This window comes from Streptomyces sp. NPDC028991 (assembly GCF_055564775.1).
In genome coordinates this window covers 102,666-116,447 of sequence record NZ_JBVHVP010000015.1, presented here as the reverse complement: position 1 = coordinate 116,447, position 13,782 = coordinate 102,666, and the positions used below count along the sequence as shown (strand labels likewise).

The 13,782-nt window shown below is 72.2% G+C and carries 13 protein-coding genes; 6 read left to right on the top strand and 7 right to left on the bottom strand.

Going from position 1 to position 13,782, the window contains the following annotated elements; genetic code table 11:
• Nucleotides 1–332: 332 nt before the first annotated feature.
• Both ACZ4V1_RS26175 and ACZ4V1_RS26170 read right to left on the bottom strand, forming a co-directional pair.
• The gene (locus ACZ4V1_RS26175; RefSeq protein ID WP_468340207.1) at nt 333–1,163 is read right to left on the bottom strand and encodes a hypothetical protein; all 831 of its coding nucleotides are present in this window, start codon (nt 1,161–1,163) and stop codon (nt 333–335) included.
• A gap of 300 nt (nt 1,164–1,463) precedes the next feature.
• Nucleotides 1,464–2,258: an RNA polymerase sigma factor SigF gene (locus ACZ4V1_RS26170; RefSeq protein ID WP_468340205.1), complete on the bottom strand. Its 795-nt coding sequence runs from the start codon at nt 2,256–2,258 to the stop codon at nt 1,464–1,466.
• A gap of 361 nt (nt 2,259–2,619) precedes the next feature.
• Between ACZ4V1_RS26170 and ACZ4V1_RS26165 the strand changes: the two genes are divergently transcribed.
• The gene (locus tag ACZ4V1_RS26165; RefSeq protein ID WP_468340203.1) at nt 2,620–4,413 is read left to right on the top strand and encodes a thiamine pyrophosphate-requiring protein; all 1,794 of its coding nucleotides are present in this window, start codon (nt 2,620–2,622) and stop codon (nt 4,411–4,413) included.
• A gap of 382 nt (nt 4,414–4,795) precedes the next feature.
• Here the strand turns inward: ACZ4V1_RS26165 and ACZ4V1_RS26160 are convergent, their stop codons facing one another.
• On the bottom strand, nt 4,796–6,388 hold the full coding sequence (locus tag ACZ4V1_RS26160; RefSeq protein ID WP_468340201.1) for an MFS transporter: 1,593 nt from the start codon (nt 6,386–6,388) through the stop codon (nt 4,796–4,798).
• A 321-nt stretch (nt 6,389–6,709) separates the two neighbouring features.
• Between ACZ4V1_RS26160 and ACZ4V1_RS26155 the strand changes: the two genes are divergently transcribed.
• Nucleotides 6,710–7,300 (top strand): helix-turn-helix domain-containing protein, encoded by a 591-nt coding sequence (locus tag ACZ4V1_RS26155; RefSeq protein ID WP_468340199.1) that lies wholly within the window; start codon nt 6,710–6,712, stop codon nt 7,298–7,300.
• Between the two features lie 128 nt (nt 7,301–7,428).
• Nucleotides 7,429–8,301, top strand: a complete 873-nt coding sequence (locus tag ACZ4V1_RS26150) for a class I SAM-dependent methyltransferase (RefSeq protein WP_468340197.1) — start codon at nt 7,429–7,431, stop codon at nt 8,299–8,301.
• Nucleotides 8,302–8,412: 111 nt separating this feature from the next.
• Here the strand turns inward: ACZ4V1_RS26150 and ACZ4V1_RS26145 are convergent, their stop codons facing one another.
• From ACZ4V1_RS26145 to ACZ4V1_RS26130, 4 genes are all read right to left on the bottom strand, one after another.
• Nucleotides 8,413–8,829 carry a VOC family protein gene (locus tag ACZ4V1_RS26145; protein WP_468340195.1) on the bottom strand — a complete coding sequence of 139 codons (417 nt, stop codon included), beginning with the start codon at nt 8,827–8,829 and terminating at the stop codon, nt 8,413–8,415.
• A gap of 5 nt (nt 8,830–8,834) precedes the next feature.
• Nucleotides 8,835–9,263, bottom strand: coding sequence for a helix-turn-helix transcriptional regulator (locus ACZ4V1_RS26140; protein ID WP_468340193.1), 429 nt, complete (start codon nt 9,261–9,263; stop codon nt 8,835–8,837).
• A 62-nt stretch (nt 9,264–9,325) separates the two neighbouring features.
• A complete protein-coding gene (locus ACZ4V1_RS26135) occupies nt 9,326–11,716 on the bottom strand; it encodes an ATP-binding cassette domain-containing protein (RefSeq protein ID WP_468340191.1) in 2,391 nt (796 codons plus the stop codon).
• Nucleotides 11,717–11,805: 89 nt separating this feature from the next.
• Nucleotides 11,806–11,946 (bottom strand): hypothetical protein, encoded by a 141-nt coding sequence (locus ACZ4V1_RS26130; RefSeq protein WP_468340189.1) that lies wholly within the window; start codon nt 11,944–11,946, stop codon nt 11,806–11,808.
• A gap of 201 nt (nt 11,947–12,147) precedes the next feature.
• On the opposite strand from ACZ4V1_RS26130, the gene ACZ4V1_RS26125 reads away from it, so the two are divergent.
• The 3 genes from ACZ4V1_RS26125 to ACZ4V1_RS26115 all read left to right on the top strand — a co-directional run bounded on the left by ACZ4V1_RS26125 (nt 12,148) and on the right by ACZ4V1_RS26115 (nt 13,648).
• Complete coding sequence (locus tag ACZ4V1_RS26125) at nt 12,148–12,555, top strand: DUF2795 domain-containing protein (RefSeq protein WP_468340187.1); 408 nt, start codon at nt 12,148–12,150, stop codon at nt 12,553–12,555.
• 21 nt (nt 12,556–12,576) lie between these two features.
• Nucleotides 12,577–13,020 carry a CBS domain-containing protein gene (locus ACZ4V1_RS26120; protein WP_468340185.1) on the top strand — a complete coding sequence of 148 codons (444 nt, stop codon included), beginning with the start codon at nt 12,577–12,579 and terminating at the stop codon, nt 13,018–13,020.
• 85 nt (nt 13,021–13,105) lie between these two features.
• Nucleotides 13,106–13,648, top strand: coding sequence for a type 1 glutamine amidotransferase domain-containing protein (locus tag ACZ4V1_RS26115; protein WP_468340183.1), 543 nt, complete (start codon nt 13,106–13,108; stop codon nt 13,646–13,648).
• Nucleotides 13,649–13,782 lie beyond the last annotated feature (134 nt).

Genomic DNA, 13,782 nt, shown 5'->3' with positions numbered 1-13,782 from the left:
CGCGGCGCGCCCTTGCGCGGCGCGCCCTTGCGCGGCGCGCCCTTGCGCGGCGCGCCCTTGCGCGGCGCGCCCTTGCGCGGCGCGCCCTTGCGCGGCGCGCCCTTGCGCGGCAGGGCGCTCGGACCCAAGGCTCTCGGGCTCAGGGCCTTCGGAGTCATGGCCTTCGGGATCCGTCCGCCGCATGCGTGCCTCCGCGCAGTCCGTGGTGCCGTGTCCTGTCGCCGCCCGGCCGGGTGCTCTTTCCTCGGTCGTTGCTCCACGTACCCACCGTGCCGCTCCGCCATGGCTGTGGCATCGGCCGCGGATCACACGCGGACGGGCGACGGCGCGGGTCAGCGGTGCTCGGCCTCCCCGCGCAGGCGGAGCCGCAGGCGGTGCGCCGCCGCGCCGAACGCACCCGCGATCAGTACTCCACCGGCGACCAGCGCCGGCATCGAGTCGGTGAAGGCCCCGCCCGCGCCGGCCCGGACCCCGTGCTCGGCGCTCGCGCCGCCGCAGGGCTTGCCCGGTTCGGCGGGCTCGGGACACGGCGGCTTCGTCGTACAGGAAGTGCCCCGCGCGGCGGGCTCGCCGTGCGGGACGGTGGCTTCGGGACACACCGGCTTGGTGCCGCCGCACTGCTCGCCGGGCCGGGCGGCGTGTGTCGGCTCGGGGCACGGCGGCGCGACGGCTCCGCCTTCCTCCTCCGGCACGGTCATCGTGGCGCTCCGGGGATCGCCGTCGCCTGGGTCTGCCTCGCCGGAATCGCCCTCGCCGCCGGGTTCCTCGGGGCAGGCGTCGTCGACGGTCCACGCGTCCTCGGAGCCCTCCGCCGCCGGCTCGCTTCCGACGTCCTCGGCGGCGGTTATCCGCGCGCTGCCCCGGTAGGCGGGCCCGGACGCCGCCCCTTCGTCGCCCGCCACCTTGCGCGGCGCGAGGGTGCCCAAGGCCGGTGTGGTGGCGTCGGGGGCGGCCGGCGCGGAACCGCCGCTCGAGGGGCAGCCGGTGGAGACGGTGACGGTGTCCCCCGGGGTGACGCCGGCCGGGCTGATCTCCGCGGCGGGTTCACCGGTGCCCGCGGGCGGCTGTGGGGCACCGGGGTCCGCCGAGACGGGCCCCGGGAAGACGCCGAGGGCGGCACTGGCCAGGACGGCGGCGGACAGGGCGCGGGCGGTGCGGCGCATGGGGCGGGCTCCTTCGAGCGACGGCTGCGGGGGCACGGCACTCGCGCCCCCTGGACCATCACAGCCCGCCCGCCGCGGGTGCGCGCGCCGCCGTGCGCCGTTCGCGGGAACGGGACGCCCGAGTGGGTGAGACAGAGGTTTCGCCCCGTTCGCAGCCGGGCGGGCCGCACTGGCGGGACGCCGCCGGGCCCCTGCCGTCAGACGCCCGCGAGCGCGTGGTGGCCCCGGTCGCGCCGCCCCTGCGCCCTTGGGGTGTCCACCGGGAACGCCGTGAAAGGCGCGGGGGGATCGGCCGCGGGCTCAGGCCGCCGGGTCCCGGAGTACCTGTTCCCGCACCCGGTTGCAGCACCGGCTGATCAGGCGGGAGACGTGCATCTGGGAGATGCCGAGCTGTTCGGCGATGCGGCTCTGGGTCATGTCGTCGAAGAAGCGCATGTAGAGGATGGCGCGTTCCCGCTCGGGCAGGGCGGCGAGACGGTCCTTGACGGCCTCGCGGTCCACGACGGTGTCGAGGGCCGGGTCGGCGGCACCGAGGGCGTCGCTCAGGGAGTAGCCGTCCTCGCTGCCGGGGAGTTCCGCGTCCAGGGACAGGGCCGTGAAGCTCTCCAGGGCCTCCAGGCCCACCCGGGCGTCCTCCTCGCTCATGTCGGCGTGCTCGGCGATCTCCGCGACGGTGGGCCGACGGCCGGAGATGGTCTGCGACAGGTCCTGGCCGGCGAAGCGCACGCGGTTGCGCAGGTCCTGGACCCGGCGCGGCACGTGCAGCGTCCACATGTGGTCGCGGAAGTGGCGCTTGATCTCGCCGGTGATGGTCGGCACGGCGTAGCTCTCGAAGGCGTTGCCGCGCTCGGGGTCGTACCGGTCGACGGCCTTGACCAGGCCGAGGGCCGCTACCTGACGCAGGTCCTCGTAGCTTTCGCCGCGGCTGCGGAACCGCCCCGCGAGACGTTCGGCCATCGGCAGCCAGGCCTCGACGATCCGGTCGCGGACCGCGTCGCGTTCCGGACCGTCGGGAAGGGTGGTGAGGCGGTGGAAGGCGGCGGCGGTGTCGGGGGCGTCGTCGTGCGGGTGCTTCACGCTGGCGTGGATCGGCATGGTGCGTCGCAACTCCCTCGGAGCGCGGGGTCCTGTCGTCGCGCCGGGCGATGGCCCGGCCGGCGCGGCCGGTACGGACGGCGCCGGGGCTCGTGGGATCCCCGGCACGTGGGACGGGCATGACCGGTGCGACGACACGGCCCTTGGTTACGGGCGGTCACCGTGGGAGGGCGTCCGGCCCGGACGGACGCATCCGTGGCGGCGACGCGCCGCTCCCGCGGACGTGCCTCCTGTCCGAAGCACTGAATTTGCGCCTGCCCCCGGACCTCCACGGCAAACACCCGGATGTTTTCCACGCGGGCCCGGGGTCACCCGTACCCCTTCCGCCGGCATCACCCCATCGGTCCGGGAGGTCCGTTACATGAGCACCAAGGTGTCCGACCACGTCCTGCGGCGGCTGCGCGAGTGGGGCGTCGAGCAGGTCTTCGGCTATCCGGGAGACGGGATCAACGGCCTGCTGGCCGCCTGGGGCCGCGCCGACGACCACCCGCGTTTCGTGCAGTCCCGGCACGAGGAGATGTCCGCGTTCCAGGCGGTCGGGTACGCCAAGTTCAGCGGCCGTCTGGGCGTGTGCGCGGCGACCTCGGGGCCCGGCGCGATCCATCTGCTCAACGGGTTGTACGACGCCAAGCTCGACCACGTCCCGGTGCTCGCGATCGTCGGGCAGACCCACCGGACCGCGATGGGCGGCTCCTATCAGCAGGAGGTGGACCTGCACACGCTGTACAAGGACGTCGCCTCGGAGTTCGTGGAGACCGTGACGGTCCCGGAGCAGCTGCCGAACGTCCTGGACCGGGCGATCCGCACCGCGTACGCGCGCCGCTGTCCGACGGCGGTCGTCATCCCCGGTGACGTGCAGGAGCTGGACTACTCGCCGCCCACGCACGAGTTCAAGATGGTGCCCTCCAGCCTGGACCGCGGCTCCTGGACGGCGGTGCCGTCCGACGAGTCCGTGCGGCGCGCGGCCGAGGTGCTCAACTCCGGTGACAAGGTGGCGATCCTGGTCGGTCAGGGCGCGGCCGGCGCGCGGGAGCAGGTGGAGCGGCTCGCCGGCATGCTGGGCGCCGGCGTGGCCAAGGCGTTGCTCGGCAAGGACGTGCTGAGCGACGAACTCCCGTACGTCACCGGTTCGATCGGCCTGCTCGGCACACGTCCCTCGTACGAGCTGATGCGGGACTGCGACACCCTGCTGACCATCGGGTCGTCCTTCCCGTACTCGCAGTTCCTGCCGGAGTTCGGCAAGGCGCGGGGCGTGCAGATCGACATCGACCCGCACATGATCGGGATGCGCTACCCGTACGAGGTGAACCTCGTCGGCGACGCGAAGGCCACCCTGGACCGGCTGATCCCGCTGATCGAGGGCGGTCGGGGGCGCGAGTGGTACGACACGGTGTGCGACAACGTGACGCGCTGGCGCGGGGTCATGGGGCGCCGGGCCGGGCTGGCGGCCGACCCGATCAATCCGGAGTACGTCGCCGCCGCCCTGGACCCGATGCTGCCCGACGACGCGATCGTCACCTCCGACTCCGGCTCGACGGCGAACTGGTACGCCCGGCACCTGACGATGCGGCCCGGCATGCGCGGTTCGCTGTCCGGCACGCTGGCCACCATGGGCTGCGGGGTGCCGTACGCGATCGGCGCGAAGTTCGCCCACCCGGACCGGCCCGTGATCGCCCTGGTCGGGGACGGAGCGATGCAGATGAACGGGCTGACGGAGATGATCACGGCGGCGAAGTACCGCGACCTGTGGTCCGACCCGCGGCTGATCGTGGCCGTCTGGAACAACCGGGACCTCAACCAGGTCACCTGGGAGATGCGGGCCATGGAGGGCGCGCCGTCCTTCCTGCCCTCCCAGTCGCTGCCTGATGTGCGCTACGCCGACTTCGCCCGCTCGCTGGGGCTGACCGGGATCCGGGTGGAGAAGCCGGAGGAGGTCGAGGCGGCCTGGCGAGCGGGCCTGGAGGCGGACGGTCCCGCGGTCCTCGAGTTCCTCACCGACCCCGCGGTGCCGCCGATCCCGCCGCACGCCACCTGGGACCAGATGGAGGCGACGGCGGCCTCGATCCTGAAGGGCGACGCGGACCGTGGGTCCATGGTCAAGCAGGGGTTCAAGGCGAAGGTGCAGGAGTTCCTGCCGGGGCGGGAGAAGGGTTAGGCCGCGGGGAGAAGGGTCAGGCCGCGGGAGAAGGGTCAGGCCGCGGGTGTCGAACGGCACCGGGTGGTTCGGCTGCGCACGGGACAGCGAGCAGGCGGTTCAGCGGCGACCGGGCTGCCGTGGCCGGAATGAAGCGGCCTAGCCCTCCTTCAGCGCTCGACACTTGTCCGTGTCGCTGGAGTAGGGGGCGACTGTCCACTGCGCGATGGCCGTGGCAGCGGCGGTTATCGGCCAGACATCGGCGCCGAGTCGTCCCAGCGGCCGGTGCGCGTGGAGCCGCCACCCACCGAGCGGCCGGGACGCCCGCCATGAGCGGGGCGCCAACTGATGCACCGGTCGGCGACCGGCCCGGTCTGCTCGCTGTGGCCCGGCGCTTGTGCGGTCAGCCGACGGGGACGGCCGCAGCGGGGTCTGTCTCGTCCGCGACCGCGGAGGGTGTCTTCTCGGGGCCGCGGAGGGCAATGTAGACGAACAGGGCGCCCATGATGACGGAGCCTGCCCACATGGCCTGCTGCCAGCCGTCGACGAAGGACTGCTGCGCCGCGTGGAGCACCTCTGGTGCGTGCGGTCCGGTGCTGCCCGCCACCTCAACGGCGTTGGCGACGCCTTCCCGGGCGGTGTCCGCGGCGCCTTGGGGGACGCCGTGCAGCTTGTCGTCGATGGCGTTGCGGTAGCCGGCGGACACGAGCGCGCCGAGCAGGGCGACGCCGAGTGCGGTGCCGAATTCGCGGGTGACGTCGTTGAGGGCGGAGGCGACACCCTGCTTCTCGCGCGGCAGGGCGGCGGTGATGACCTCCGTGGACGGGGTCATCGACAGGCCCATTCCGACGCCCATGGCGAGCAGGCCGGGCAGGACGGACAGGTAGCCGCCGCCGACGGAGACGAACAGCGCCATGAGCGTCATGCCGACGCCGGCCAGTGCGATGCCCACCACCATGGTCGAGCGGGCGCCGATCCCCGCGGCCAGCTTGGGGGCCAGGCCGGAGGCCGTCATCATCGCGACGGCCATGGGCATCATCGCGACCGTGGACAGCAGGCCCGACCAGCCGAGTACGGCCTGGAAGAACGGGAAGAGGACCACGCCGATGCCCGCCTGGACACCGAAGACCACCAGCAGCGTGATCGAGCCGCCCGACAGTCCGCGCTCCCGGAACAGCCGCACGTCCAGCAGGGAGGCGTCGCGGCGGTGCAGTTCCCAGACTGTGAACCCGACCGTGGCGATGAGGCCGACGGTCAGGCTGATCAGCGTCGCGGGGGCGGTCCAGCCGCGTTCGGGGCCTTCCTGCAGGACGAAGATGAGGCCGGTCACGGCGATCGCGGAGAGCAGGGCGCCGACGGTGTCGAATCGGTGGGCCGAGGTCTCGCGGGAGTCGGGAACCGACTTCAGCGTCATGGCAAGGGCCACGAGGACCAGGACCGCGGGCAGGACGAACAGCCGGCGCCAGTCGGCGACGTCGACGAGGAGCGCGGAGAGGAACATGCCCAGGATGCCGCCGCCTCCGGCGATACCGGTCCACACGCCGATCGCCTTGCCGCGCTGCTCTTCGGGGAAGGTGGAGGTGATGACGGCGAGCGTGATGGGCATGATCATGGCGGCGCCGATGCCGCCGGCCACGCGGGCGGCGAGCATCACTTCGGCCGTCGGGGCCAGGCCGGCGACCACGGTGGCGATGCCGAAGATGCTCAGCCCGGCGATGAGCACGGGCTTGCGGCCCAGGCGGTCGCCCAGGGCGCCGAGCGGCAGCAGCAGCGCGGCCAGGGCCAGGGTGTAGATGTTGATGATCCACAGGACCGTGCTCTGGGAGGCGCCGAATTCCACGGCCATGTGGGTCTGCGCGACGTTCAGCCCGGTCACCGAGGCGATGACCGCCATCAGGGCCATGGAGACGGTGATCAAGATCATGCGCAGCTGACGCGCGTCGGGGGCACCCCGGCCACTGGACTGCACGGCCGGTACGGGCTGGTTCGTACTCACGGATTCCTCTCGGAAGGGCATGCCGAGTCGGCGCCGGAACAGGACCGGTCGCCGGGTGAAGGGGGTGGGCGGGCCCCGGGCCGCCGCACGCGTCGAGGGCACGCAGCGGCCGGCGCCGCGCCGGGATGTCAGAGGGCCGAAGGGCGGGCCACGACCTGCCCGTCGGCCAGGCGCACCCGGCCGGGCAGTGCGTCGCTCGCGTACGGAGGAGTCGTCACAGCCATGGCCTCCTGCCTTTCCTCGGGCGCCGGTCCCGGACGTCGCGGACCTTCTGCACACGACGCTAAGCCGGTCTTGCCGTGAAGGCATACACTGTTGCCTGTGACGCAAGAAGATGGAGATCTGGACAGCCTCGTACGCAAACGCCTCCGTGCTTTGCGGGTCGCGCAGGGCTGGTCCCTGGAGGAACTGGCTTCCCGCGCCCACCTCAGCCAGTCCTCACTGAGCCGCATCGAGAACGGCCGGCGCCGCCTCGCACTGGATCAGCTGGTCACCCTCGCCCGTGCCCTGGACACCACGCTCGATCAGCTCGTGGAGACCGCCGCCGACGACGTCGTCACCAGCCCGACGATCGACAGCGCCCACGGCCGGATGCGGTGGAACATCAAGGCCGACCCCGGGATGAGCGTGGTGCGCCAGCGCATGACCGAACCGCCCCCCGAGAACCCGGCCCGCATGCGCGCCCACCCGGGGCGCGAATGGCTCGTCGTCCTGTCCGGCACGGCGATCCTCATGCTCGGCCACCGCCGTTTCCGCCTTGAGGCCAACCAGGCCGCCGAGTTCCCCACGATGATGCCGCACGCGATCGGCGCCGACGGCGGACCCTGCGAGATCCTGGGCATCTTCGACCGCGACGCCCGCCGCGGGCACCAGCGCGACAGCGACGACGACCCCCAGGGCGCTCCCGAGTGACAGTGAGGCCGCACGACGGCCGCCCCTGGCGGTGACCTCTTGCGCGTCGAGCAGCACCCTCCGCCATCATCTTGCGCAAACAGGGATACTTCGTGCCGCAGGCGCATATTCGTCCTAACGTGAAGAGCATGAACCACGCACGCACCCACACTCCCCACCACGGCGCTTCGCACGGTCACCACCACGAGCACGCGATGGACGGCCAGGCGGAGATCCTCGACCTGGACGCCGAGGTCCTCGCCGAACACACCGCCACCATCACCGCATGGCTGCCGCTGCAGACCGCCCCGCACCGCATCGTCGACCTGGGCTGTGGCACGGGCGCGGGCACTTTCGCCCTCCTCGACCGCTTCACCGACGCGCACGTCACCGCCGTCGACGCCTCCGCCGAACACCTGCGGCGCCTTCGCACCAAGGCGTGCACCCGCAGCGTCCGGGAGCGCGTCCACACGGTGCAGGCCGACCTCGATGAAGCGGCCTGGCCCGACCTGGGCTCACCGGACCTGGTCTGGGCGTCGGCCTCGATGCACCACATGGCCCACCCCGACCGCGCACTGCGCAACGTCCACAGCGCGCTCGCGCCCGGCGGCCTGTTCGCCGTCGTCGAACTGGCCGGCCACCCCCGCTTCCTGCCCGAAAACGCCCCCGCGGACCGGCCCGGCCTGGAAGAGCGCGTCCACGCCGCGGCCGACCGCCGCCAAGCCGAACACATGCCCCACCGCGGCGCCGACTGGGGCCCGATGCTGACCGCCGCCGGATTCACCGTCGAGGGCGAACGCACCATCACCGTGAACCTCGAAGGCTCGCGCAGCGAAGCCATCGGCCGCTACGCCACCGGCGTCCTGAAGCGCAGCCGCAGCGTCATCGCGGACAGCCTCTCCCCCGAGGACCTCACCGCGCTCGACCAGCTCCTCGACACCAGCGGCCCGCACAGCCTCCTGCGCCGTGATGACCTGACGGTACGCACCGAGCGCACCGTCTGGGCTGCCCGCCGCACCTGACCACCTGGGATGCGTGAACCCGACGCTCTGGCCTGGCCGTTGCACACCTCGGCACACGGGTTCCGGCGGATCACTGCTTCAGAAATCGCGAACCGACGGGGTGGTCACAGTTCATCCCTTGCGCGGCTGGTTGAAGCGCAGCATGTTGCCGGCCGGGTCACGGAAGGCGCAGTCGCGGACGCCGTAGGGCTGGTCGACCGGCTCCTGGAGGACCTCGGCGCCCGCGGCGCGGACGCGTTCGAAGGTGGCATCGACGTCGTCGGTGGTGAAGATGACGCCGCGCAGCAGGCCCTTCGCCAGCAGTTCGGCCATGGCCTCCTGGTCGGCGGCGGAGGCGTTGGGGTCGGCGAGCGGGGGTTCGAGGACGATGTCCACGCCGGGCTGGGCCGGGGAGCCGACGGTCACCCAGCGCATGCCCTCGAACCCGACGTCGTTGCGGACCTCCAGTCCGAGCACGTCCCGGTAGAAGGCGAGCGCCTTGTCGTGGTCGTCGACGGCGATGAAGCACTGCGAGAGGCTGATGTCCATGCGTTTCACGCTACGGGCGGCGGCGCGGGCCTCGCTTCTCCGTTCCTGACCGGCCGCGTGTAGATCTTGGCGACGCAGGCCGGGATGGCGGCGCCGTCGGCGTGGTCGCGGGCCCGGTACGCGCTCGGGCTCTCGCCGACCAGTTCCGTGAACCGGGAGCTGAACGACCCCAGCGAGGTACAGCCGACCTCGAAGCAGACCTCCGTCACGGTCAGGTCGCCGCGCCGCAGCAGGGCCTTGGCCCGCTCGATCCGCCGCGTCATCAGGTAGCTGTACGGCGTCTCCCCGTAGGCGGCGCGGAAGCCGCGGGAGAAGTGGCCCGCCGACATGAGGGCGACGCGGGCCAGCGCCGGAACGTCGAGCGGCTTGGCGTACTCGCGGTCCATCAGGTCACGGGCCCGGCGCAGCCGGACCAGGTCCTCCAACGTGGTCACCCCACCACGATCCCACAGCGCCGGACACCACCGGTACCGGCGCTGCGGGAACCCTGCCGCGGTCAGGCGCCGACGTAGGCCGCGAGGTGCTCGCCGGTGAGGGTGGAGCGGTCGGCGACGAGGTCGGCGGGAGTGCCCTCGAAGACGATCCGGCCACCGTCGTGGCCGGCGCCGGGGCCGAGGTCGATGATCCAGTCCGCGTGCGCCATGACCGCCTGGTGGTGCTCGATGACGATGACCGACTTGCCGGCGTCGACGAGCCGGTCGAGCAGGCCGAGCAGTTGCTCGACGTCGGCGAGGTGCAGGCCGGTGGTGGGCTCGTCGAGTACGTAGACGCCGCCCTTGTCGCCCATGTGGGTGGCCAGCTTGAGCCGCTGCCGCTCGCCGCCGGACAGGGTGGTGAGCGGCTGGCCGAGGGTGAGGTAGCCGAGCCCGACGTCGGCGAGCCGCTCGAGGATCTTGTGCGCGGCCGGGATGCGGGCCTGGCCGGCGCCGAAGAACTCCTCCGCCCGCGCCACCGACATCGCGAGCACCTCGCTGATGTCCCGGCCGCCGAGCCGGTACTCGAGGACCGAGGCCTGGAACCGCTTGCCCTCGCAGTCCTCGCAAGGGGTCGCGACGCCGGCCATCATCGCCAGGTCGGTGTAGATGACGCCGGCGCCGTTGCAGGTGGGGCAGGCGCCCTCGGAGTTGGCGCTGAACAGGGCGGGCTTGACTCCGTTGGCCTTGGCGAAGGCCTTGCGGATCGGTTCGAGCAGCCCCGTGTACGTGGCCGGGTTGCTGCGCCGGGAGCCCTTGATGGGGCTCTGGTCGACCGAGACGACGTCCGCGCCGGCCGGGACCGAGCCGTGGATCAGGGAGCTCTTGCCGGAGCCCGCCACGCCGGTGACCACGCAGAGCACGCCGAGCGGCACGTCGACGTCGACGCCCTGGAGGTTGTGCGTCGTGGCGTCCCGGATCTCCAGCGTCCCGGTGGCCTCGCGGACCGTCTCCTTGAGGGAGGCCCGGTCGTCGAGGTGACGGCCGGTGACCGTGCCGCCGGCCCGCAGCCCCTCCACGGTGCCCTCGAAGCAGACGGTGCCGCCCGCCGTGCCGGCGCCGGGGCCGAGGTCGACGACGTGGTCGGCGATCGCGATGGTCTCCGGCTTGTGCTCGACGACGAGCACCGTGTTGCCCTTGTCCCGCAGCCGCAGCAGCAGGTCGTTCATGCGCTGGATGTCGTGCGGGTGCAGGCCGATGGTGGGCTCGTCGAAGACGTACGTGGTGTCGGTGAGGGACGAGCCGAGGTGGCGGATCATCTTCACGCGCTGCGCCTCGCCGCCCGACAGGGTGCCCGCCGGACGGTCGAGCGAGAGGTAGCCGAGGCCGATCTCCACGAACGAGTCGAGGGTGTCCCGCAGCGCGGTGAGCAGCGGCGCCACCGACGGGGCGTCGAGCCCGCGGACCCACTCGGCCAGGTCGCGGATCTCCATCGCGCAGGCGTCGGCGATGCTGATCTTCCCGATCCGCGACGACCGGGCGCCCTCGCTGAGCCGGGTGCCGTCGCACTCGGGACAGGTGGTGAAGGTGACCGCCCGCTCCACGAACGCCCGGATGTGCGGCTGCATCGCCTCCTTGTCCTTGGACAGGAACGACTTCTGGATCTTCGGGATCAGCCCTTCGTAGGTGAGGTTGACGCCGTTGACCTTCACCTTGACCGGCTCGCCGTAGAGGAAGTCCCGCAGCTCCTTCTCGGTGTACTCGCGGATCGGCTTGTCGGGGTCGACGAAGCCGGACTGGGCGTAGACCTGCACGGTCCACTGGCTGTCCGACTTCCAGCCCGGGATGGTGAACGCGCCCTCGGCGAGCGACTTGGAGTCGTCGTAGAGCTGGGAGAGGTCGATGTCGGAGACCTTGCCCCGGCCCTCGCAGTGCGTGCACATGCCGCCGGTGCGCTCGTAGGTCGCCTTCACCGCCTTCTTGTTGCCGCGCTCGACGGTGATCGCGCCGCTCGCGCGGACCGAGGCGGTGTTGAAGGAGTAGGCGCTCGGCGGGCCGATGTGCGGGTCCCCGAGCCGGCTGAAGAGGATGCGCAGCATCGCGTTGGCGTCGGTGGCGGTGCCGACCGTGGAGCGGGGGTCGGCGCCCATCCGCTGCTGGTCCACGATGATCGCGGTGGTCAGGCCGTCGAGGACGTCGACCTCGGGCCGTGCCAGCGTCGGCATGAAGCCCTGCACGAAGGCGCTGTAGGTCTCGTTGATCAGCCGCTGCGACTCGGCGGCGATCGTGTTGAACACCAGGGAGCTCTTGCCCGAACCGGAGACACCGGTGAACACCGTCAGCCGACGCTTGGGGATCTCGATGCTGACGTCCTTGAGATTGTTCTCGCGGGCGCCGTGTACACGGATCAGATCGTGGCTGTCCGCGACATGCGGCGCGGCCGCCTGCTGGTCCGTTCTCCTGGCGCTGCTCATCGTGTCTCCATCCGTCGAGCGGGTCGGCAGGGACACGCTAGACGGAGCACGGTGGGCTTCGCTTCTCGATTCCTGATCCGCTCGCGCGGCTACTGATCGGCACCGGCGGCCGCGTCGGGGTCGTCGTACGGCGGCGCGGTGCCCGGCAGCACCAGTTCCTCGTAGCGGCCGAGGGCCAGCACCACGCCGAGCATGAGGACCGGGATGAACACAGCGAGCAGCACCGCCATGATCCGTCCTTCCCGAAAAGGGGTGGGCGTGGGGGGTGGTGGCGCGAGCCGGGTTCCCCGTACCCGGCGGGCAAACCCGCGGTGCGGGCGGACGCACGCTGCGTGACCGGGGAAATCGGACCGGACCCGTCCGGGCGAATCCGTGTCGGCCCCCGGTGGCCGGGTACGCGGTCGGCACCCCTGAAGGATCTGGAGGGAGACATGCAGCGAGGCAGTGACCGGATGAGCGTCCACCGCGACGACGAGATGAAGCACGAACTGCAGGGTCTGCTCAGGTCCGGGCACCCCACCCGCACCGAGGAGTGGCACGACCCGGAACCGGCTGCCGAGGACGACCCGGACGTCACCTACGGACCGGTGACGCCGGGCCGCGGACCGACATACCTGGAAGCCCTCCGGCTCGAACTGGCCCGGAACCTGACCCGGGGCACCTTCCCCGCGGGCCCGCGGGAACTGACCCGGGCGCTGCGCCGCGGCAACGCGCCCGACGCCCTCGTCGAGGGACTGGAACGGCTGCCGCACAAGGCGCGCTACGACAACGTGCAGGAACTGGCGGTGGCCCTGACCGAGCACGGCGGGTCCGGATCCGCCGGGACGCAGGGCGCGTAGGCGCCAGGAAGGGCGGGCCCTATGGCCGGGCACGTGGCCGAGTACGTGCGGGACGTCATGACACCGGGCGTGACCGCCGTTCGTCCGGACTCCTCACTCGTCGAGGCGGCGCAGCTGATGCGCACGCAGAACATCGGTGATGTGGTGGTCGCGGACGGGCAGGACGTCGTGGGTCTGCTCACCGACCGCGACATCACGGTGCGGGCGGTGGCGGCGGGCCTCGATCCGATGGGCGTGGGCGTCCGGGCGGTCTGCACCCACGACCCGCTGACGGTCTCCCCGGACGATCCGGTGGCGGACGTGGTCGCGCTGATGCGCGAGCACGCCGTACGCCGGCTGCCGGTCGTGGAGGACGGGCTGCCGGTCGGGATGGTGAGTCTCGGCGATCTGGCCGAGGCCCGGGATCCCTCCTCGGCGCTCGCCGACATCAGCCGCGCGGAACCGGACGCCCGAAACGGCGGCTGAGACGACCGGCGCCCACACGGCCGAACGACTCACGCGCGCCGGGCGGCGACACCGGCCGGCGCGCCGGGAAAGGAATCCGAACCACATGCGCATCGCATTTCTGACCGCGCCCGAGGGCGTGGAGCAGGTCGAGCTGACTCAGCCGTGGCAGGCGGCGAAGGACGCGGGACACGAGCCCGTGCTCGTCTCCACGCAGTCCGGTGAGATCCAGGGCTTCGACCACCTCGACAAGGCGGACACGTTCCCGGTGGACGAGGTGGTCGGCGACACGTCGGCCGACTCGTTCGGGGGCCTGGTCCTGCCCGGCGGCGTGGCCAACCCGGACTTCCTGCGGATGGACGAGAAGGCCGTGGCGTTCGTCAGGGACTTCTTCGAGCAGGGCCGGCCGGTGGCCGCCATCTGCCACGCCCCGTGGACGCTCGTCGAGGCGGACGTCGTGCGCGGCCGGGTCGTGACCTCGTGGCCCAGCCTGCGGACCGACCTGCGCAACGCCGGGGCCACCTGGGTCGACGAACAGGTGAAGGTCTGCGACCACGGCGACAACGTGCTGATCACCAGCCGCAAGCCGGACGACCTCGAGGCGTTCTGCGAGACCTATCTCGCGGAGTTCGCCAAGGCGGGCGGCTGAGCGGCCGGGAAAGAAGGAAGGCGGGAGCCTCTCCCCGGGGCCCGGGGGGGGGGGGGGGGGGGGGGGGGGGGGGGGGGGGGGGGGGGGGGGGGGGTGGTGGGGGGGGTGGGTGGGTGGGTTGTGTTGTGGTGGTG